The sequence below is a fragment of the Micromonospora matsumotoense genome (assembly GCF_050951065.1).
GTDB lineage: Bacteria > Actinomycetota > Actinomycetes > Mycobacteriales > Micromonosporaceae > Micromonospora > Micromonospora matsumotoensis.
The window spans coordinates 2,347,779-2,367,464 of sequence record NZ_CP192025.1; the positions used below are offsets into that span (position 1 = coordinate 2,347,779).

22 protein-coding genes and 1 pseudogene are annotated in these 19,686 nt (G+C 73.4%); 10 read left to right on the forward strand and 13 right to left on the reverse strand.

Annotation, left to right across the window (positions count from 1 at the left end; genetic code table 11):
* Positions 1-29: 29 nt before the first annotated feature.
* Positions 30-1,016 (reverse strand): pirin family protein, encoded by a 987-nt coding sequence (locus ACQP1S_RS10415; RefSeq protein ID WP_091246552.1) that lies wholly within the window; start codon positions 1,014-1,016, stop codon positions 30-32.
* 10 nt (positions 1,017-1,026) lie between these two features.
* Positions 1,027-1,509: a MarR family winged helix-turn-helix transcriptional regulator gene (locus ACQP1S_RS10420; protein ID WP_363668848.1), complete on the reverse strand. Its 483-nt coding sequence runs from the start codon at positions 1,507-1,509 to the stop codon at positions 1,027-1,029.
* A gap of 156 nt (positions 1,510-1,665) precedes the next feature.
* On the opposite strand from ACQP1S_RS10420, the gene ACQP1S_RS10425 reads away from it, so the two are divergent.
* Both ACQP1S_RS10425 and ACQP1S_RS10430 read left to right on the forward strand, forming a co-directional pair.
* Positions 1,666-2,193: a GNAT family N-acetyltransferase gene (locus ACQP1S_RS10425; RefSeq protein WP_432905661.1), complete on the forward strand. Its 528-nt coding sequence runs from the start codon at positions 1,666-1,668 to the stop codon at positions 2,191-2,193.
* 185 nt (positions 2,194-2,378) lie between these two features.
* Positions 2,379-2,975 carry a DUF1684 domain-containing protein gene (locus tag ACQP1S_RS10430; protein WP_091246545.1) on the forward strand — a complete coding sequence of 199 codons (597 nt, stop codon included), beginning with the start codon at positions 2,379-2,381 and terminating at the stop codon, positions 2,973-2,975.
* A 1-nt stretch (position 2,976) separates the two neighbouring features.
* On the opposite strand, the gene ACQP1S_RS10435 is transcribed toward ACQP1S_RS10430, so the two are convergent.
* Complete coding sequence (locus tag ACQP1S_RS10435; RefSeq protein WP_432905664.1) at positions 2,977-3,231, reverse strand: flavin reductase; 255 nt, start codon at positions 3,229-3,231, stop codon at positions 2,977-2,979.
* Positions 3,228-3,509, reverse strand: a complete 282-nt coding sequence (locus ACQP1S_RS10440) for a hypothetical protein (protein WP_432905667.1) — start codon at positions 3,507-3,509, stop codon at positions 3,228-3,230. The genes ACQP1S_RS10435 and ACQP1S_RS10440 overlap by 4 nt, the downstream gene beginning before the upstream one ends.
* 422 nt (positions 3,510-3,931) lie before the next feature.
* On the opposite strand from ACQP1S_RS10440, the gene ACQP1S_RS10445 reads away from it, so the two are divergent.
* Positions 3,932-4,654 (forward strand): helix-turn-helix domain-containing protein, encoded by a 723-nt coding sequence (locus ACQP1S_RS10445; RefSeq protein ID WP_432905670.1) that lies wholly within the window; start codon positions 3,932-3,934, stop codon positions 4,652-4,654.
* Between the two features lie 107 nt (positions 4,655-4,761).
* Here ACQP1S_RS10445 and ACQP1S_RS10450 read toward each other — a convergent pair whose 3' ends face one another.
* Positions 4,762-5,349 carry a general stress protein gene (locus ACQP1S_RS10450; protein ID WP_432905673.1) on the reverse strand — a complete coding sequence of 196 codons (588 nt, stop codon included), beginning with the start codon at positions 5,347-5,349 and terminating at the stop codon, positions 4,762-4,764.
* A 152-nt stretch (positions 5,350-5,501) separates the two neighbouring features.
* Between ACQP1S_RS10450 and ACQP1S_RS10455 the strand changes: the two are divergent.
* The 3 genes and pseudogenes from ACQP1S_RS10455 to ACQP1S_RS10465 form a co-directional block, all read left to right on the forward strand.
* A pseudogene (locus tag ACQP1S_RS10455) lies at positions 5,502-7,265 on the forward strand (glycoside hydrolase family 15 protein); the annotation flags it as partial.
* Positions 7,266-7,390: 125 nt separating this feature from the next.
* The gene (locus ACQP1S_RS10460; RefSeq protein WP_091246533.1) at positions 7,391-8,170 is read left to right on the forward strand and encodes a glucose 1-dehydrogenase; all 780 of its coding nucleotides are present in this window, start codon (positions 7,391-7,393) and stop codon (positions 8,168-8,170) included.
* Between the two features lie 51 nt (positions 8,171-8,221).
* Positions 8,222-8,722, forward strand: a complete 501-nt coding sequence (locus ACQP1S_RS10465; RefSeq protein WP_091246531.1) for a metallophosphoesterase family protein — start codon at positions 8,222-8,224, stop codon at positions 8,720-8,722.
* Between the two features lie 2 nt (positions 8,723-8,724).
* Here ACQP1S_RS10465 and ACQP1S_RS10470 read toward each other — a convergent pair whose 3' ends face one another.
* Positions 8,725-8,940 (reverse strand): DUF3072 domain-containing protein, encoded by a 216-nt coding sequence (locus tag ACQP1S_RS10470; protein WP_357778103.1) that lies wholly within the window; start codon positions 8,938-8,940, stop codon positions 8,725-8,727.
* 94 nt (positions 8,941-9,034) lie between these two features.
* Here ACQP1S_RS10470 and ACQP1S_RS10475 point away from each other — a divergent pair, with 94 nt between their 5' ends.
* Positions 9,035-9,982 (forward strand): NAD(P)/FAD-dependent oxidoreductase, encoded by a 948-nt coding sequence (locus ACQP1S_RS10475; RefSeq protein ID WP_091246530.1) that lies wholly within the window; start codon positions 9,035-9,037, stop codon positions 9,980-9,982.
* Positions 9,983-10,119: 137 nt separating this feature from the next.
* Here the strand turns inward: ACQP1S_RS10475 and ACQP1S_RS10480 are convergent, their stop codons facing one another.
* Entirely contained in the window at positions 10,120-11,415 is a 1,296-nt protein-coding gene (locus ACQP1S_RS10480) for a cation:proton antiporter (protein ID WP_432905677.1), read from the reverse strand.
* 206 nt (positions 11,416-11,621) lie between these two features.
* Positions 11,622-13,739 carry an ATP-binding SpoIIE family protein phosphatase gene (locus tag ACQP1S_RS10485; protein ID WP_432905679.1) on the reverse strand — a complete coding sequence of 706 codons (2,118 nt, stop codon included), beginning with the start codon at positions 13,737-13,739 and terminating at the stop codon, positions 11,622-11,624.
* A gap of 198 nt (positions 13,740-13,937) precedes the next feature.
* Between ACQP1S_RS10485 and ACQP1S_RS10490 the strand changes: the two genes are divergently transcribed.
* On the forward strand, positions 13,938-14,813 hold the full coding sequence (locus ACQP1S_RS10490) for a mechanosensitive ion channel family protein (protein ID WP_432905682.1): 876 nt from the start codon (positions 13,938-13,940) through the stop codon (positions 14,811-14,813).
* A 169-nt stretch (positions 14,814-14,982) separates the two neighbouring features.
* Here ACQP1S_RS10490 and ACQP1S_RS10495 read toward each other — a convergent pair whose 3' ends face one another.
* Positions 14,983-15,348: a DUF6401 family natural product biosynthesis protein gene (locus tag ACQP1S_RS10495; protein WP_432905684.1), complete on the reverse strand. Its 366-nt coding sequence runs from the start codon at positions 15,346-15,348 to the stop codon at positions 14,983-14,985.
* Positions 15,349-15,756: 408 nt separating this feature from the next.
* On the opposite strand from ACQP1S_RS10495, the gene ACQP1S_RS10500 reads away from it, so the two are divergent.
* On the forward strand, positions 15,757-16,590 hold the full coding sequence (locus ACQP1S_RS10500) for a hypothetical protein (RefSeq protein WP_432905687.1): 834 nt from the start codon (positions 15,757-15,759) through the stop codon (positions 16,588-16,590).
* Positions 16,591-16,613: 23 nt separating this feature from the next.
* Here ACQP1S_RS10500 and ACQP1S_RS10505 read toward each other — a convergent pair whose 3' ends face one another.
* The gene (locus ACQP1S_RS10505) at positions 16,614-16,826 is read right to left on the reverse strand and encodes a hypothetical protein (protein WP_432905689.1); all 213 of its coding nucleotides are present in this window, start codon (positions 16,824-16,826) and stop codon (positions 16,614-16,616) included.
* 161 nt (positions 16,827-16,987) lie between these two features.
* Between ACQP1S_RS10505 and ACQP1S_RS10510 the strand changes: the two genes are divergently transcribed.
* Complete coding sequence (locus ACQP1S_RS10510; RefSeq protein WP_432905692.1) at positions 16,988-18,286, forward strand: MFS transporter; 1,299 nt, start codon at positions 16,988-16,990, stop codon at positions 18,284-18,286.
* Between the two features lie 13 nt (positions 18,287-18,299).
* Here ACQP1S_RS10510 and ACQP1S_RS10515 read toward each other — a convergent pair whose 3' ends face one another.
* From ACQP1S_RS10515 to ACQP1S_RS10525, 3 genes are all read right to left on the reverse strand, one after another.
* Positions 18,300-18,563, reverse strand: coding sequence for a hypothetical protein (locus ACQP1S_RS10515; protein ID WP_091246513.1), 264 nt, complete (start codon positions 18,561-18,563; stop codon positions 18,300-18,302).
* A gap of 137 nt (positions 18,564-18,700) precedes the next feature.
* Positions 18,701-19,162, reverse strand: coding sequence for an SRPBCC family protein (locus tag ACQP1S_RS10520; protein WP_432905695.1), 462 nt, complete (start codon positions 19,160-19,162; stop codon positions 18,701-18,703).
* 52 nt (positions 19,163-19,214) lie between these two features.
* Positions 19,215-19,631: a DUF2795 domain-containing protein gene (locus ACQP1S_RS10525; protein WP_432905698.1), complete on the reverse strand. Its 417-nt coding sequence runs from the start codon at positions 19,629-19,631 to the stop codon at positions 19,215-19,217.
* Positions 19,632-19,686 lie beyond the last annotated feature (55 nt).

Consider the following 19,686-nt stretch of genomic DNA (forward strand, 5'->3'; position numbering starts at 1 on the left):
GACCAACCCCACGGCCGGCGTACGCCCGGTCAGGGGCGGTCGCCCTGGCCGCCGGTGTGCGGCAGCCGCTGGGCGGGGACGACGCCCAGCTTGCCGGCCTGGAAGTCCTCGAAGGCCTGCATCAGCTCGGCGCGGGTGTTCATCACGAACGGCCCGTAGTGCGCCACCGGCTCCCGGATGGGCTTTCCACCCATGAGGTAGAGGTCCAGGGCCGGGGTGTTGCCGTCCTGCTTGCCGCCGGCGGTCAGCCGCAGCGCGTCGCCCGGACCGTGCACGGCCAACTGGCCGCCCTGGAAGGGACGCCGGTCGGTGCCGACCGTGCCGCGACCGGAGAGCGCGTAGACCAGGGCGTTGAAGTCGGCCCGCCAGGGCAGGTCCAGCTCCGCGCCGGGCTGGAGCGTGACGTGGGCGATGGTGATCGGGGTGTGGGTCGACCCCGGCCCCTGGTGCCCGGCGACCTCACCGGCGATGATCCGGATCAGCGCGCCGCCGTCCGGCGTGGTCAGCAGCGTCGACTCCCGTCCCCGGATGTCCTGGTAGCGCGGCGGCATCATCTTGGCCACCCGGGGCAGGTTGACCCAGAGCTGGAGGCCGTGGAAGAGACCACCGCTTCTGACCAGGTGCTCCGGCGGGGCCTCGATGTGCAGCAGGCCGCTGCCGGCGGTCATCCACTGGGTATCGCCGTCGGTGATGGTGCCGCCACCACCCTGCGAGTCCTGATGGTCCATGATGCCGTCGATCATGTAGGTGACGGTCTCGAAGCCGCGGTGCGGGTGCCACGGGGTGCCCTTCGGCTCGCCCGGCGCGTAGTCCACCTCGCCCATCTGGTCGAGGTGGATGAACGGGTCGAGATCCGACATCGGCACCCCGGCGAAGGCCCGGCGGACCGGGAAGCCCTCACCCTCGTAGCCGCTGGGGGCGGTGGTCAGCCGGCGGACCGGCCGGTAGCTGGTGGTCTCGTCGAGCCGGGGCAGGCGGGGCAGGACGAGGACGTCGTCGACGGTGATCGCGGGCATCTCAGGCTCCTCAGGTGTCGCGGTGGGTGGACGTCGCGTCCCGGTCGGCGCGCAGTCGCCGGCCGAGTCGGTCGAAGACCCGGGTCAGGGTGGTGACCTCGGCGTCGTCGAGGTCGTCCATCAGGTGCCGGCGGACCGAGGCGAGGTGCCCCGGCGCGGCCTCGCGCAGGGTCAGCAGCCCGGCGGCGGTGAGCACCGCCTCGCTGCCCCGACGGTCCCCGGGGCAGGACTGCCTGGCGACCAGGCCCCGCCGCTGCATGGTGGAGATCTGGTAGGTGAGCCGGCTGGGGGAGAAGACCAGCCGGCCGGCCAGCTCACCCATCCGGAGCCGCTGGCCCGGTGCCTCGGAGAGCAGGACCAGCACGTGGTAGTCGGCGAAGCTCAGCTCCCCGTCGGCGCGCAGATCGTCCTCCAGCTGGGTGAACAGCCGTTGGCTGGCCTCGATGTAGGCCCGCCAGCAGGCCATCCGCTCGCTGTCCAGGCTCTCCGTCATGCCCGGAACAGTAGCACTCCTTCAAATTTCAACAAGCTGTCGCTGTCCCGTGTGAGCAGGGAGACAGCATCGCTTGAGAAGTGGAACTTCAGAATTCGAAGGATGGGCCGGAAAGGGGATGGGCGACCGGCATCGGCGGGGTGTCAGACTGCCGGGGTGCCACCCGTGGAGATCACCGCCCCCGGCCTGCTGCTGCGCCCCTGGCGGGCGGCGGACGCGCCGGCCGTGCTGGCCGCCCTGGTCGACCCCGACATCGTCCGGTGGAACGGGCAGGGGGTGACCGACCTGGCGCAGGCCGCCGGGTGGATCGCCCGACGTGCCGACTGGAGCGACGGCAGCCACGTCTCCCTCGCGGTGACCGGAGACGCCGACCGAACGCTGCTCGGTGCGGTCTCCGTACACCAGATCCGGGACGGCAACGCCGCGGTCGGCTACTGGACCGCCGCCCCGTCCCGGGGACGCGGGGTCGCCGGGCGGGCGCTGGCCGCGCTCACCGGCTGGGCCTTCGCCCGGCTCGACCTGCACCGGATCGAACTGTGGCACGCCGTGGACAACCCCGCCTCCTGCCGGGTCGCCGCGCGCGCCGGCTACCGGCTGGAGGGGACGCTGCGCGAATCCCACCGCTACGGCGACGGCCACCGCCACGACGAACACCTGCACGCCCGCCTCACCACCGACAGCTGACCCCCACCCCGCCCTCCCACTCCGCCGCTCGCCGCTCGGCTCGCCGCTCGCCGCTCGGCTCGCCGCTCGCCGCTCGGCTCGGTGATCAAGAGGTTTGGGTCACTTTTCGGCGGAGTTTTGGCGTAAACCTCTTGATCACCGGGGACGGCGGGGGGTGAGGCCGGGTGGCTGGTTAGGGTCGGTGGGTGGACGACCTTGATGTGCTCGACTGGCGGGAACGTACTGCGGCGCTGTACCTGTCCGACGTCGACCTGGTCGGCTTCCGGGAGGGCCGCGACGAGCTGTTCCGGACCCATCCGGCCAGCCCGTTGGCGGCGGCCGACCGGGTGGGCTTTCCCGGGCTGGGGTGGTTTCCGCCGGACCCGGCGGCGGTGGTCGAGGCCCCGCTACGCCCCGCCTCGGGCACCGAGACCATCGACACCGGCGGGCCGGACGGCGTGGTGCGTTACCGGCGGGTGGCGGTCGCCGAGACCCCGTGGGGGCCGTTGACCCTGTGGTGGATCGAGGCGTACGGCGGCGGGCTGTTCGTGCCGGTCCGCGACGGCACCAGCGGTCGGGAGACGTACGGCGGTGGCCGGTACCTCACCGACACGGTCAAGGGAACGTTCGGCCGGGGTCTGACCGTGCTTTCCGACCGGCGGGTCCGGCTCGACCCGAACTACCTCTACAACCCCTCCTGCGCGTACGACGACGCCTGGGCCTGCCCGCTGGCACCTCCGGAGAACCGGGTCGACATGCCGATCCGGGCCGGCGAGCTGTCCTACCCTCGCCGCGACGGCTGAGTCAGCGGCCGGGCTGGCGGGTCCAGCTCAGGAATCGGTCGGTTACGTGCACGGGCCTGCCGCTGTCCAGCTGCGTGAGATCGTCTTCCGCCTCCTCCCTGAGCTTCGACAGCAGGGCCAGCAGGCCCGGCCGGTCGTCGGCGTACGCCGCGAGGAGCGCGAGCTTCGCTTCCCCGCAGGGCCACGGGTGGGCGTCGATTCGGCAGAGCCAGGTGGGTGGCAGTGGCGTGTGCCGGCCGGGAACCAGGTCGGTCACGCCACCACGACCTTTCGCGAGACCGGCCTGCGCGGAGCCGGTGGACGGGGCGTGGGCTCCAGGTGCGCGGCTCCGGACGGCATCAGGAACAGGGTCCGTCGGCGGACCGCGTCGCCGGCGGCGTCCAGCTCGTAGGCGTCGATCCACAGCCAACCGTCGTACGTGTGCCAGTCGGTCAGCACCCGGATCACCCGGACCGTGATCGGGCGGATGAACTGCACGCTCGCGGCGCGCGTCAGGTGGAGCACGTCGCCGGGGCGGATCAGGTGCGGGGTCACCGGGGCTAGCTCCCGTTCCCGCCGGCGGCCCAGCGGTGCCGGGGGACGGCGTTCGCCAGCCGGCCGGGGCCCCGCCACGGTGGGATGAACGGCCCGATCGGGCCGGGCACCGACGGGCGTGCCGGCGGTGGGTCGTCGTCAGGCTTCCGGCGCGGAGCGGGCTGCGGTGAGCTGTCGGGCTCCGGCGTGTCCGGCACGGTGCTCCCCTTCGTCGTGGCGGATGGATGGGGGGCCGCCTCCTGCCCCTCCACAGGAGACGGCCCCCGCAGCAGACGCGGCCGGCGGGTGTCCCCTCGACCGGTGGCGTCGCTCTGCCCGGAACACTGCCAGCGAGTAACGGACTACTTAACCGCCCGTATGCGACCATCGAGGGACGTCTAGGAAAGGTCCCTGTAATGCCAAGGAACGATCGCCTACGGGACGTGCTCGCTGCTGCGGGCATGACGGCCAGCGAACTCGCGGCCAAGTGCGACGTCGATGCGAAAACCGTCGAGCGGTGGGTCAGCCGGGGCCGTCTTCCGCATCCACGCTCGCGGGTGCGGGCGGCGGGGGTCCTGGGTAAGGATGTAGACGTGCTGTGGCCTGAAGCTGTGCGTCGTGCGGTCAAGCTGGGCGCTGACCGTGAGCTGGTCGGTGTCTACCCGCGACGCTCTGACCTGCCTCGCTCTCTCTTTCGGGAGCTGATCGAGGGGGCACGCTCCCGCCTGTGGTTCGGTGGCTACACGAGCTACTTCGTGTGGCTCGAAGTGCCACACGCGGCGGAGACCATCGGCGCGAAGGCCCAGGCAGGTGCGGACGTGCGTTTCCTGCTGGGCGACGCAGCGAGCCAGGTCACCGCCAGCCGGGACCTGATCGAGGCGACGCCGCTCAACCTCGCAACTCGGATCGCCATGACGCAAGCCGAGATCGGAAAGTCGCCCACACCGCTGCCCGTCCGCCTGTCTGACCGTCATATCGCCATGTCTGTCTGGGTGTTCGACGACGACGCACTTGTGGCGACCCACATCGGCGGCGCACTGGGACAGGACTCCGTCACGCTGCACCTTCGCCGCAGGGAGAGCGACGGGCCGTTCAGCAGGTATGTGGAGCACTTCGAGGCGCTCTGGGCCGACGCGGCAGCGGGGCACCCTTCGCTGCCCGAGTGATGGGTGCTCCCGGGGTGTCGTGGTCGGGCCGCTCGCCCGATCGCGGGCCGACGACGCGACCGCCGCCCCGGCGCTGGGCGCGTCGGGGCGGCGGCGAAGCGGGTGGGTCAGCGGGCGGTGGCCCCGGTCGGGGTCAGGTGCATCCGGCCGAGCAGCTGCCGCGCCTGGTCGGCCAGGGCGGCGTCCACGGTCACCGCGTACTGGCCGGCGCGTAGGGAACTGGCCGAGGTGAAGTCGCGCTGGCCGCCGGACATGGCGTGCGCCACCGCGCCGAACACGGCCCCCCAGATCGCGCCGATCACCAGTCCGACCAGGATCACCGCGAGCCAGTTGCCGACGGTGAAGATGCCGAACAGCAGACCGATGAAGAGGCCGAACCAGGCGCCGGTGCCGGCGCCCAGCAGGGCGGCGCGTCCCGTGGTGAGCCGGCCGAGCACCGTCTCCACCAGGGTGAGGTTGGTCCCGACGATCGCCGTGTGCTCCACCGGGAACCGGTTGTCCGCCAGGTAGTCCACCACCCGTTGCGCGGACGGATAGTCCGGGTAGGAGCCGATCGTCACCGTGGGTGGGTCGGCCTGTGGGCCGTGTCCGTCCCCCGGCGGCGTCGCCGGCCGACCGGCCGGACCGGACGGGAGGTTGTCGCCGCCCGGCATCCCGGGTCGCCAGGTGGCGGTCGGGTTCGATGCTCTGGTCATGGCATCCTCCTTCGTCAACGACCGGCGTTCCCGTACGCCCGCCGGCCTAACACCGGGCGGGGCGGCAATGCGGTTGCGGAGCGCCGGGCCGGGCCGGGAGAACCAGGCCCCGGCCGAGGAATGCGGTACGAGGTGTCCGGGTAACCCGGCCCGTGGACAGCGGACGGATCAGCGAGCACGGCTTCCTGGCCGACGGGCGCAGCGCCGCGCTGGTGGACCGGAACGGCTCGGTCAACTGGTGGTGCCCCGCCCGGTTCGACAGCCCCTCGGTGTTCGGACGGATCCTCGACGACCGGGCCGGGCACTTCACGATCGCGCCCGAGGGCGACGACGTGCGGGTGACCCGCTCCTATCTGGACGACACGCTGGTCCTGCGTACCGTCTTCCACACCGGCACCGGGTCGGTGGCGGTCACCGACGCGCTGGCGCTGGAACCCGGCGCGCGGGGGCACGACATCGGCCTGCGCTCGCCCCGGGTGCTCGCCCGGCTGGTCGAGGGGCTCTCCGGTGAGGTGCCGGTGCGCGTCGAGTTCGTACCCCGGTTCGAGTACGGCCGGGTCACCGCGTACCTGACCCGATCCGACGGGGTGATCGACGCGCGGGCCGGCGCCTGCCGGCTCAGCCTGCGCTCCGACGTGCCGTTGGCCTGCCGGCACGGCGACGCCGTCGGCCGGGCGACGGTCCGCGCCGGGGACACCCTGCGGCTCACCCTCGGGTACGCCCCGACCTACGGCGGCGACGACCCGGCGCTGCCCGACGCCGACCGGGTGGTGGCCGACGCGGTGGCCGGCTGGCGCTCCTGGGCCGACCTGCACGACTACCGGGGGCACTACCGCGACCAGGTGCGCCGCAGCGCGATGGTGGTGCAGGGCATGACCTACCAGCCCAGCGGGGCGGTCGTCGCGGCGGCGACCACCTCGCTGCCGGAGCGGCTGGGCGGTGACCGCAACTACGACTACCGCTACGTCTGGGTGCGGGACTTCAGCCTCACCCTCCAGGCGCTGTGGCGCTCGGCCTGCCCCGACGAGGCCGACCGGCAGTTCTCCTGGGTGGCGCGGGCGATGGGCCGGATCGACGACGGCCGGGTGCCGATCATGTACGGCGTCGAGGGGGAGCGGGACCTCACCGAGCACTCCCTCGACCACCTGCGCGGGTACGCCGACAGTCGGCCGGTGCTCGTCGGCAACGACGCGTGGAAACAACGGCAGAACGACGTGCTCGGGGAGATCCTCGACGCCGCCTGGCTGATGCGGCACTACCTGGACCCGATGTCGCCCGACGTACGGCACCTGCTGTGTGCCCTGGCCGACCAGGCGGTCCGGGCCTGGCACCTGCCGGACTCCGGGATGTGGGAGACCCGCGACGCCGAACGGCACTACCTGTCGTCGAAGGTGCAGTGCTGGACGGCGTTGGACCGGGCGGTGCGCTTCGGCCCCCGGCTCGGCGACCCGGCCGACATCCGGCGGTGGGCCCGGGCCCGTGACGAGGTCCGGGCGGCGGTGCTGGAGCGGGGCTGGAACGACCGGCTCGGCGCGTACACCGGGGCCTTCGACTCCGACCGGTTGGACGCCTCGGTGCTGCTCATGCCGCTGGTCGGCTTCCTGCCGGCCGACGACCCGAGGATGCGCTCCACCATCGACGTGGTGGAGCGGGGGCTGTCGCGTGACGGTGTGCTGCGCCGCTGGGACGGCGACCCGGCCGGCTTCGTGATCTGCTCGTTCTGGCTGGCCAGCTGCCTGGCCCTGGCCGGCGAGCAGGAGCGGGCGGCCCGGCTGTTCGAGCAGCTCGCCGGTCGGGTCAACGACCTCGGCCTCTATGCCGAGCAGATCGACCAGGCCACCGGCGAGCAGTTGGGCAACTTTCCGCAGGCCTTCTCGCACATCGGCCTGATCAACGCCGCCGGGTTGCTCACCGACGTCGCCGAACGACGGCACGAGGTCTCGGCGGACCGGCCGCACCTCGTGACGACCGGCGCGGACGTCGTGGCGACGTCGACGCGAGCCGTGCCGACCGGCACGGGACCGACGGAGGGAGCACGCAGATGAACGGACGACTGACCGGCCGGACCGCCCTGATCACCGGCTCGGACTCGGGCATCGGGCAGGCCACCGCTATCGAGTTCGGCCGGGAGGGCGCCGACGTGGTGGTGCACTACCTGGACGATCACGCCGGCGCGAACCACACCCGGGCCGAGATCGAGAAGGCCGGTCGGCGGGCCGTGGTGGTGCAGGGCGACATCAGCGTCGAACACCAGGTCGAGGCGATGTTCGACGAGGCCCTGGCGGAGTTCGGCGCGTTGGACGTGCTGATGAACGACGCCGGGGTCGACGCCTCCGGCATCGGCGTCGCCGACCTGGACACCGAGACCTGGGACCGGTGCATCCGCACCAACCTGTACGGGATGTTCTTCTGCGCCCGCCGGTTCGTGCGACACCGCCGTGACCAGGGCGGGGGTGGGAAGATCATCAACATCACCTCGATCCACCAGGAGGTGGCCCGGGCCGGCGGGGCGGATTACGACGCCAGTAAGGGCGGCATGCGCGAACTGGCCAAGAGCCTCGCGCTGGAGGTCGCCCCGATGCGGATGAACGTCAACAACATCGGGCCCGGGATGGTGCTCACCCCGTTCAACCAGCAGGCCATCGACGACCCGGCGTACCTGGAGGAGCAGGTGCAGAGCATCCCGTGGAAGCGGGCCGCCGAACCGGCCGAGATCGCCAGACTGGCCGTCTTCCTGGCCAGCGACGACGCCGACTACGTGACCGGGTCGACGTACTTCATGGATGGTGGCCTGATGCAGAATCAGGGCCAGGGCGCCTGAGCCGACCCGGCCGCGCCCGGCCCCCACCTCCGGCACCGGAAGGCCCGTCCGATGCGGCTGCTCATGATCGCCGACACCCACCTGCCCCGTCGCGCCCGGGACCTGCCGGACGAGGTCTGGGCGGCGGTGGACGCCGCCGACGTGGTGCTGCATGCCGGAGACTGGGTCGAGGTGGGACTGCTCGACCGGCTGGCCGGGCGGGCCCGTCGGCTGGTCGGCGTGTACGGCAACAACGACGGCCCCGAACTGCGGGCCCGACTGCCCGAGGTGGCCGAGGTGGAGCTGGCCGGGCTGCGGGTGGCCGTGGTGCACGAGACCGGGCCGAAGACCGGGCGCGAACAGCGCTGCGCGGCCCGGTTCCCCGACCGGGACCTGCTCGTCTTCGGCCACTCGCACATCCCGTGGGACAGCGTCGCGCCGGGCGGCCTGCGGCTGCTCAACCCCGGTTCGCCCACCGACCGGCGGGCCCAGCCGTACGCCACCTACCTGACCGCCGAGGCGGCGGCGGGACAGCTCGACCGGGTCGCGCTGCACCGCCTGCCGCCCCGCTGAGGTCACCGGCCCCGGCCGGTCTCCTCCTGCAACTCGTCGATCCGCCGGGACGCCTCCGCCTTGGTCAGGTCGTCCGGCACCTCCTCGCCGGCCTCCCGGGCGAGGGTGTGCAGGTAGGACTCCTGGGCGGCGGTCGGCGGCTCGTCCCCGGTCACCCACTGCTCCGGGTCCTTGATCGCCCCACGTGGGTCGGGCTGCTGGTCGTTACGGTCGGTCATCACGTTCACCTCTCCTCGAACAGCCGTGCCAATACCCCGCAGGTCGCCCCGTCATGCCGGTCGAGGTGCCTACGATCAACCGGTGGACGCGGATGTGATCGTGGTGGGTGCCGGCATCGCCGGGGTGGCGTGCGCCGGTGAGCTGGTCCGGGCGGGTGTCCCGGTGCAGATCCGGGAGCGTGGGCGGGTGGCCGGCGGCCGGATGGCCAGCAGACGCTTCGACGGCCGCCCCGCCGACCTGGGCGCGGCGTACCTCACCGCGGACGACCCGGACTTCGTCGAGGTCGTCCGGCGCTGGCAGGCCACCGGGCTGGTGCGCGAGTGGACCGACACCTTCGTCGCGTACGGCCCGGACGGCCGGCGGGAGGTGCCCGGTCCGGTCCGCTGGGCCGCCCCGCGCGGCCTGCGGTCCCTGGTCGAGGAGTTGGCCCGGGAGTTGCCGGTGACCGTCGACCGGTTCGTGTCGGGCGTCGGGCCGGGGCCGGTGGTGGACGGCGGGCCCGCCGCCGCCGTGGCGCTGTGCACCCCGGGTCCGCAGGCGGCCCTGCTGCTCGACCCGGCGCTGACCGGCGTCACCGGGGCCGCCGCACGGCAGCGGTGGTCGCCGGTGCTCGCGGCGGTGTTGCGGTTCCCCGGTCGGCGGTGGGCCGACTTCCGGGGCGCCTTCGTCAACGGGCACCCGGTGCTCGCCCTGGTCTGCGACGACGGCGACCGGCGTGGCGACGCCGCCCCGGTGCTGGTCGCCCACACCACGCCGGAGTTCGCCGCCGGTCACCTGGCCCAGCCCGGGGCCGCCGGCCCGGCGATCGAGGAGGCCGTCCGCGACCTGCTCGGCCTGCCGGACCCGGCCGAGCTGACCCACGTGCACCGGTGGACGTACGCCCGCCCGGTCGAGCCGGCTCCCGACGGGACGTTCTACCTCGACGACGACCTGGTGGGGCTGGCCGGGGACGCCTTCGGCAAACCCCGGGTGCAGAGCGCCTGGTGCTCCGGCCGGGACCTGGGCCGGGAACTGGCCCGCCGACTCACCGCCGGTCGCTGACCCTGTCGCGGCCGCGCTCTGTCGCTGACGTGGCCGGTGTCTGGCGTGGCCGACGTGGTCGGTCGCCGACGTGGCTGGCGTGGCCGGTGGCTGATGCTGCGGTCCCTGCCGGCCGGGGCTCTCGCGTGGGACCCCGGTCAGCCCCGGACGCCGTCCAGGGCCGGCGCGTCGCGTCGACCCTGCTCCGACGGGTCGGAGGTGCGTTCACCGGCCCGGTCCAGCAACTGCATCACCGGGGTCGCGGCCATCCCGTGCACCACGACCGAGACGACCACCACCAGGCCGACAGTCGCCCAGATCAGGTCCGCCTGGGCGAAATCCGCCTTGGTGGTGGCGTACGCCAGATAGTAGAACGAGCCGACGCCCCGGATGCCGAACGACGAGATCACCCAGTGCTCGGCCGGTCGACCGGGTGCGCCGCGCAGCGACAGCCAACCGACCAGCGGCCGGATGACGAAGACCAGGGCCAGCCCGACGGTCGCCGCCTGCCAGGTCAGCGGGGCGAGCAGGCCGGTGATCACCGCGCCGCCGAAGAGCAGCAGCAGCAGGACGGTCAACAGCCGCTCGGTCTGCTCGGCGAAGTCGTGCAGCACGGCGTGGAACTCGTGGGTCCGCTCGGCGGCCCGGATCGCCCGCGCCGCGACGAAGACGGCCAGGAACCCGTACCCGCCGATCACCTCCACCAGCCCGTAGGCGAGGAAGGTGGCGGCCAGCGCGAGGAATCCCTCGGCGTGCCGGGCCAGCCGCAACTCGCTCGGGGCACGGAAGAAGAGCTTGCCGAGCAGCCAGCCGATCAGCAGACCACCGCCGACGCCGACGGCCAGCTTGTAGAGCACGTCGACGGCGAACCACTCGGTGATCCAGCCCGACGGGGCCAGCCCGACGCTGGCGATCGCGATGGCCGCGTAGACGAACGGGAAGGCCAGGCCGTCGTTGAGGCCGGCCTCGGAGGTCAGCGCGAAGCGCACCTCGTCCTCGGAGTCCTCGGCGTCGGTGGGTTCGCCGACCTGGACGTCCGAGGCGAGCACCGGATCGGTCGGGGCGAGGGCCGCACCGAGCAGCAGCGCGGCGGCCGGCACCAGACCCGCCCACCACCAGCCGAGCAGCGCCACCGCCGCGATGCAGAGCGGCATCGCGATCGCCAGCAACCGCCAGGTCGACGACCAGCGCTTCCAGCTCAACGGTCTGTCGATCTTCAACCCGGCGCCCATCAGCGCCACGATCACACCGATCTCGGTCAGGTGGGTGGCGACCTGCGGGTACCGCAGCGGATCCGGGGCGGGCAGGCCGATGGGCAGGGCGAAGACCAGCATCCCGAGGCCGAGGAACGCTATCGGCATGGACAGCGGGCGGCGCTCCAGCAGTCGGGGGAGCACCCCGGCCAGCAGGGCCCCCACGCCCACCAGCGCGAACTCGACATCGACCAGTTCCACCCCGACCACCTCTCACCCCCGGCCACGGGAGTGGGCGGGGGTGGGACTGTGCCCCGTGGATGGCCGGGCTAAGCGTGGGTGTCCGGCTTGTCCCACGGGCGGTCGCCGATCCGTGGCCACCGCTGGCCCGCCACCCGGCCGGCCGGTCCCGCCGGCCGCTGATCCTCTTCCCGCGAGGACGGCGGACGCCCGCGCTGACCGCCCGGTCAGCCGGGGGGCAGGAGGATCTCGAACCAGACGGTCGAGCCCCGTACCGTCGGGTCGGTGCCCCAGGCGTCGGAGAGCTGTTCGATCAACCCGAGGCCACGGCCCCGGCTGCTCAGCGTGTCGGTCTGGGCCCGGGTCACCGTGCCCCGGGTGCCGGAGTCGGCCACCGACACCAGCAGGCGTTCCGGGCTGAGGTCTATCTCCACCCGGGCGGCGGTACCGGCGTGCAGCAACGCGTTGGTGGTCAGCTCGCTGGTGCACAGCACCGCCGCGCCGATCACCGCCTCGGGCACCTGCCACTCGCCCAGCTGCGCCGTCATCCAGTGGCGTACCCGGCTGGGCGCGGTCGGCTCGGCGGGCATCTCCATCCCGGTGGACCGGCTCGGCTTGAGCGCGTGCTCCACCGCCAGCACCGCCACGTCGTCCTCGGTGGCGCCGGGCACCGCGCCGGTGGCGACCGCGCAGAGCGCCCGGGGGTCACCGCTGGCCGCCCCGGTCACCGCCGCGGCCAGCCCGGCCAGGCCGGCGGTGAGGCTCTGCCGTCGTCGTTCGACCACCCCGTCGCTGTAGAGCAGCAGGGTGTCGCCGGGAGCGAACGGCACGGTGGCGGTCGGGGGCCGGCAGCCCAATCCCAGGGGTGCGCCGGTCGGCAGGTCGACGAAGGTGGCGGTGGCGACGCCGCCCGGCCCGCTCCGCCGGATCAGCGGCGGGGGGTGCCCGGCGCTGGCCATGGTGATCTCACCCCGGTCGGCGTCGACCACCCCGAACACCACGGTCACGAAGAGTTCGTGGGTGCCGGTCTCGGTGCCCAGGCTCGCCACCAGCCGGTCCAGGCCGGCCAGGACCGCGTCCGGTCGCGGATCGGTCAGGGCCAGCGCCCGCAGGGCCGCGCGTACCTGCCCCATCCGGGCTGCCGCCTGCACGTCGTGCCCGGCGACGTCGCCGAGCACCACGCCCAGATCGCCGGAGGGCAGCAGGAAGGCGTCGTAGAAGTCACCGCCGGCGGCGTTGCCGTCGACACCGGGGTCGTACCGGGCGGCGATGCGCAGCCGGGGCAGGGCCGGCAACTGCTCCGGGAGCATGCTGCGTTGCAGCAGTTGCGCCGTGCCGTGCTGGGTCTCGAACCGGCGGGCCCGCTCCGCCGCCTGGCCGACCAGCTCGGCCGAGGCGGCCAGCAACGCCCGTTCCGCCGCCGACCAGCCGTGCGGGGCCTGGTAGCCGACGGCCAGGCCACCCCGGATCACCGACGAGCGCAGCGGCACCGCGGCCAACGAGCGGATCTTCTGGTCGTGCCGGTCGACCGCGATGTCCCGCAGCGGCTGGCCGTCCCCCGCGAAGAAGGGCACCCCGCTGCGGGCGCCGACCACGACCGGCGCGGTGGTGTCCGCCGGGACCGGCCGCCACAGCGGGGGCAGCCGCTCGTCGGCCTCGTCGAGCAACTCGCCCCGGATACGCCGGACCAGCCGCCAGGCGGGGCCGTCGTCGACCGCGAAGGACACCTGGTCGGCGTCGAAGGAGTGCAGCGCGTAGCGCAGCGTCACCCGGGCCACGTCGTCCAGGGTGAGGGTGCCCGACAGGGCCGCGGCGAAGTCGGACAGGCTCTGCAACTGCTGGGTGAGTTGAGTGGTCTGGGCGGCGACGGTGAGCACGCCGACGATTCGACCGGTGCTGTCGCGCACGGGAGAGTGGCCGCGGGTGAAGACCGGGTGCTCGCCGGTGTGCTGGTGGACCGGGAGCACCGACTCCTTCTGGAGGAACGACTCCCCGTGCCGGTAGGCCCGCTCGATCACCTCACCGACGCCGGGGGTGTGCCACAGGTCGGCGTAGACCTCGGGAGCCGGCCGGCCCAACGCGCCGGGGTGCCGGTCGCCGATCACCTCCGCGTACGCCTGGTTGTAGAGGAGCACGAAGTCGTCGCCGTAGTGCAACGCCATCGGCACGGGAGAGGACAGGATCACGTCGACCAGTACGCGGACCGTCACGTCCCAAGCCTGTTGCGGGCCCAGCGCGGTGTCGGCCCACGGGTGGGCCCGTACGGCAGCCACCGCCGGTGGGACCCCGGCCGGTCCCGGTACGGGGGCTGGTGACGTCGGGACCCGCCCGACCGTGCCTGGCATGTCCGCAGCCTATCCGGAGCGGTCCCGGGGTGAACCGATCGCGCCCCGCGCCGCCTGTCGGCCCCCTCTGCCGGAGATGTTCGTGCAGGTCAGGGGCCTTTCTAAAGACATGTCGGGAAAATCCGTACGGATTCTGCGGCGTGCGGGTGCGGCGGACGGGTAACCGGGCGGCGCAGTCCATTGGACAGGAGGGACATCATGCCGGAAACCCTTGCGGTCAGGCAGGTCGACATCGGTAGCGCCTTGACCGACATGTGGCGGTCGGTGCTGCTCTTTGTGCCGAGGGCCATCGCGTTCATCGTCATCCTCGTGGTGGGCTGGCTCATCGCCCGCGCGGTACTCAAGATCGTGGACGCGGCGCTGGAACGGGTGGGCTTCGACCGAGCGGTCGAACGGGGCGGAATCAAACGCGCGTTGGAACGTACCAAGTACGACGCCAGTGACATCCTGGCCCGACTCGCGTACTACGCGGTGCTGCTGTTCACCCTGCAGTTCGCGTTCGGGGTGTGGGGACCCAACGCGATCAGCGACCTCATCCGAGGGGTGGTGGCCTGGCTGCCGCGGGCGTTCATCGCGATCATCATCGTGGTCGTCGCCGCCGCGATCGCCAACGCCGTCCGGGACCTGGTCTCCGGAGCGCTCGGCGGCCTGTCGTACGGCAAGGTGCTCGCCGACCTGGTGGCCGTCTTCATCCTGGCGCTCGGGGTGATCGCCGCACTGAACCAGGTGGGCATCGCCACCACGGTCACCACGCCGGTCCTGATCGCGGTGCTGGCCACCGTGGCCGGCATCCTGATCGTGGGCGTCGGCGGTGGTCTGGTGAAGCCGATGCAGTCCCGCTGGGACGGCTGGCTCGACCGGGCGGCCGAGGAGTCGCGGGCGGTCCAGGAGCACCGGCGGGCCCGCGCGGCCGGGCAGGGCGACATGAACCGGCAGATGGCCGACCGGGGCGGCGAGCGGACGCAGGCCATGCCGCGCGTCGACGAGGCCCGGACGATGGCCGGCGGCCGGGGCACCTACCAGTCGGGTCAGCCCGGCGACGAGACCCAGCAGTTCGGTCGTCCGGGCAGCTGAGTCGGCACGTACCACCGGGAGGGTGTCCGCGCGACGCGGGCGCCCTCCCGTCGGCGCTGCGCCGGGCCCGGGCTGCCCCCGGTCCGACGATCAGGTCGACCCGGTCGGGCGGGGCCGAAACGGGCCGGATCGGGTCGGGTCAGGTCGGGTCAGGCCGGGTCGGGTCGGGTCAGGCCGGGTCGAGGTACCGGGGGTCGAGGGTGCGGGCCAGGGCGCAGACCGCGAGCAGCCGGACCAGCACCCAGTCCGGCGCGGCGAAGTCGACCGCGCCGGCGGGGAGCAGGCCGTATGCGCCGGCGGTGTCGCGGACGCCCTCGGCGTAGCCGGCCAGGGCGGCCGGGGTCAGCGGCCGGCGGTCACCGTCGAGGCTGTCCCGGATCGCCGCGGCGTGCTGGTCGACCAGGGCCAGCAGGCCCGGTCGGACCCGGGCGGCGGCGAGGCCGGGAGCACCGACCGAGGCGGTGAGCAGGGCCAGGCGGGAGCACGCCGCGCTCACGGCGGTCCGGGTCGCGACCTGGGGATACGGCACTCGCATGAGGACCGAGGTTAACCACCGGGTAACCGGGGCGGAGTCGGCCGCTCGGCCGGTACCGGCACACCCTCCGGTCCGGCCGGACTCCGCCACGCGCACCGACCCGGTCCCCGGTGAACAGAGGGGGAAGCACGCGCACCGGCGGCCTTCGCGGCAGGGGCGGGCAGCAACGGGACGACCCCGACGCGCGGGCGTCGACGGGACGGCGACCCCGGGTGGGCCGGGACCGCCGGACCCGGGCAGGCCGTCCTGCGGCGGGGCATCGTGCTGGATCGCCGGGGGCGTGGTGGCGCGGGGCGTGCCGCACGCCGGGCCGCGGCGCGGCGGGGCCGATATCCGACAACGCGGGAGCGTCCCCGCAGCGGCCCGACGTCGCTACAGTCCAGATCCCGCCCGGAAGGAATCCCACCGATGGCATTGTCCCGAACCGGCCGCCGGTGGTGCGGCGCGCACCTCGCCGGCCTCCTCGTGGTGGCCCTCGCCGCGCCGCTGCCGTACCCCGGGGCGGCGGTCGCCGGCACCGCGCTCGGCGACGGCGACGTGCTGATCGCCCGCACCGCGCAGGACTACACCTACCGCACCTACCAGCGTCGCTGGTCGGTGGTCGCCGTCCAGCCCACCGCGATGGCCGACTGGGACCTGACCCTGCGCGACAGCGCCGGCACCACCCTGGCCACCAGCTGGTACGGCGTCGGGCGCACCGACTTCGTGGTGGTCGACTCCACGCCCGGGCACCGGCCGTTCGGCGGGTACACGGCCGTGGTGACCGCGTACACGCCCGGTCCGTACTGGGTGCAGCAGCGTACGGACACCACCACGATCACCCTGCCGCCGGTGACCTACCCCGGCACCACCGGCGCAGCCGACCCCGACCTGACCTTCTCCAGCCTGGTCGACCACGACGTGGTCGCCGTCGCCGATCTCTACCTGGCGGCGGGGGAGTCGTTCTGGGCGAACACCACGACCGCCGCGTCGTCGCTGCTGCTGGCGGAGAGCGACCCGGCCGATCCGGCCACCTTCGCCCAGGGCCGGGCCACCGTGGCCGCCCGACAGCACACCCAGGTCCTCGACGGCTGCACGCTCTATACCGCCCAGCGCACCGGCTGGCACGCCCTGGTCCAGCTCGGCGACCGGGCGCCGAGCACGCACGTCCCGACCCAGGGGACCGGGTACGCCCTGCACCGGGTCGACCCGGCCCGTCCGCTCAGCTGCCCGCAGCGGGAGTTTCCCGGCCCGACCCCCTGATCAGCGGTGCCGCCGGGCGGGTGTCATTCCACGGAGGTGGCGTCGGCCGGACGACGACGGCCGGCGTCGTCGGCGATGATCACGGTGGCCACCATGAGCGCGACGCAGAGGCTGAACAGCCACGAGTCGTCGGAGGCGAACCTGGCGGCGACCGGAGCCTGGACGGCGGCGAGCAGGAAGCCGAGCCAAGCCAGGCGGCGCTGACGAGGGGTGAGGAAACCGGAACCCTGTTGCATCCGGAAAGTCTTGCGCGAGCGCCCCGGATTGCCGTCAGCCGAACGGAGGATTCTGGACGACCTGTCCGGTTTCCTGCCCGTCCGGGCGTTCCAGAGTGCCGGTTCGGGGGAGGCGACAATCACGTCGACCCGTTCTCGATGATGCGGCAGGATGAGCCTCCGTGTCCGTCGCCCCACCCCGCCCCGCGCTGCTCCTGCTCGCCTACCTCGCCTTCGTCAGCCTCGGCCTGCCCGACGGGCTGCTCGGCGTCGGCTGGCCCTCGATCAGCGCCGAGTTCGGCGTACCCACCGCAGCGGTCGGCCTGGTGCTCACCGCCGGCACGATCGGGTACCTCACCTCCAGCGTCCTGGCCGGGTTCACCCTCGCCCGGCTCGGCGTGGGCCGGCTGCTGGCCGGTAGCACCCTGCTGGCCAGCCTGGCCCTGACCGGATACGCCACCGCGCCGGCGCTGACCGTGCTGATCTGCTGTGCGCTGGTGCTCGGCCTCGGCTCCGGGGCCATCGACTCCGGCCTCAACGCGTACGCCGCCGGCGCGTTCGGCGCCCGGCACATGAACTGGATGCACGCTTTCTTCGGCCTCGGCGTGGCGATCGGCCCCCTGGTGATGACCGCGATGCTGAGCACCGGCGCGGGCTGGCGCTGGGGGTACGCGGTCACCGCCGCCGCCCAGCTCGTGCTGGCCACCGCGTTCGCGCTCACCGTCAGCGCGTGGCGGGACCGCACGGGCGGCCCGACGTCGCCGAAGCGCGCCGCGCCCGCCGACCACACCACAGGCGCCCCGCTCGACGACACCACAGGCGGGCCCGTCGGCCACGTGCCGGGCGGGCCGGTCGACGACGCGGCGGCGCGGGCCGGGGCGCGGGAGCCGGCCGCGATGCGGATCGCCGAGACCCTCCGGTTGCCCGCCGTCTGGTTCGGCGCGCTCGCCTTCGCCATCTACGTGGCCATTGAGGTGTCCGCCGGGCTCTACGCGTTCCTGCTGCTCACCGAGGGGCGGGGGCTGCCCGCCACGGTCGCCGGGCTGAGCGTCTCCGGCTACTGGGGGAGCCTCTTCGTCGGCCGCGTGGTGCAGGGCCTCGTCGCCGAGCGGCTCGGCACCGACCGGGTGCTGCGGGGCAGCCTGCTGGGAATGACCGCCGGGGCGGTGCTGATCGCGCTGCCGGCCCCGGGCTGGGTGTCGGTGGCCGGCCTGGTCGTGCTCGGCTTCGCCGCCGCGCCGGTCTTCCCGCTGCTCACCCTGACCACGGCGGAGCGGGTCGGCCGGCAGCACGCGGACCGGGTGATCGGCGTGCAGATCGGTGCCGCCGGGATCGGGGCGGCCCTCATCCCGGCCGGGCTCGGGGTGCTGCTCGGCGACACGTCGGTGCGGTTGCTCGGCCCGGTGCTGACGGTGCTGGCGGTGGCGCTGCTGGTGGCGCACGCGGCAGCCGCCCGCCGCACCGCCGCACCGGCCGACTGAGAGGACCGGTGGGTCACATGGTGTCCGGGCCGGTACGTCCCGTCGTGGAGGGGCGGTAGGCGCGCTCGGTGTCGGTCATCTCCCGCCGCTCGGCTTCCGGGCCGGCACCCCGGTCCACCGGTTCGGGGCCGTGCCCGAAGGCGGCCTCCTCACCCGCGTCGTTGCCGGTCGGATCGTCGGCCTGCCCGTCGATGGTGGACCGGGCGATCGCCCGGTCCAACTCCTCCAGCGGCGTCTTCTCCTCGTCCCGCCAGACCCTGCCGTCGTTGTCCGTCATCCCTTCGCGGTACCCCGACCCGATGATCGCAAACGGCCAACTCCGGGGCGGACCGCAACAGCCCCGGCACCGCTGACGGCCGCCGGGGGAGCCGGCGGCCGTCGGTGGAGCGCAGGATCTGCGTGCGGGGGTGTGGATCAGGGCTGCGGGCGGTCGACCGACCCGCGCCACGCGCCGGTCTCCTGACCGCGCCGCTCGATGAACTGCTTGAACCGCTCCAGGTCACCCTTGGCGCGCCGGTCGACCACGCCGAGCTTGTCGCCGGCCTGCTCGACCACGCCGTGCGGCGCGAAGTCCATCTGGAGGGTCACCCGGGTGTTGCTCTCGTCGAGGCGGTGGAACGTCACCACACCGGCCTGCTGGGTGCCGCCGGTCGACTTCCAGGCCACCCGCTCGTCGGGCAGCTGCTCGGTGATCTCGGCGTCGAACTCGCGCTTGACCCCGGCGATCTCCACCGTCCAGTGGGTCATCGTCTCCGACAACTGCCGGACCTCCTGCACCCCCTCCATGAAGTGGGGGAACTCCTCGAACTGGGTCCACTGGTCGTAGGCGGTCCGTACCGGTACGGACACGTCCACATGCTCGATAACGCCGCTCATTGGAAGTCCTCCTCTGCCCGCTGGTGGTCGTCCGGATCGTGGGCCGATCCGGTCACCAGCGCGTCGTCTCGTTACGGTGCCCGAGGGCGGCCCACACCTCGGAGATCGTCTGGTAGCGGGTGCCCTCCGGCAGCCGATCCAGGGCGGCCACGAGGTCGTCGGGCGCCTCGTTCTCCCGGGCGTTGGCGATCAGGGCCAGTCGGTCCCCGGGCAGGGCCGTCATCGTGATGAACCGGCCCAACCGGCTGCGCGCCTCCACGTCCTGCGAGGTCATCCCCTGCGGGGTGCCGGTCCGCAGGTCGCCCGCCGGGGCCGTGGTGGCACCCGGCTGGTCCTCGCCGGCCGGCTCCGCCTCGCGGAACTCCTCGACCCGCGAGCCCCCGGTGCCCGGCCCCTGGACGAGGCCGCTGACCTCCTGGCTCATCTGATCGTCGACCCTTGGTGCGTGCTTGCTGCTGCCACGTTCCATGTCTGGTGTGCTACCCGCAGTCGGTGCGGGGAAACGCCGGGCCGGACACGGAACC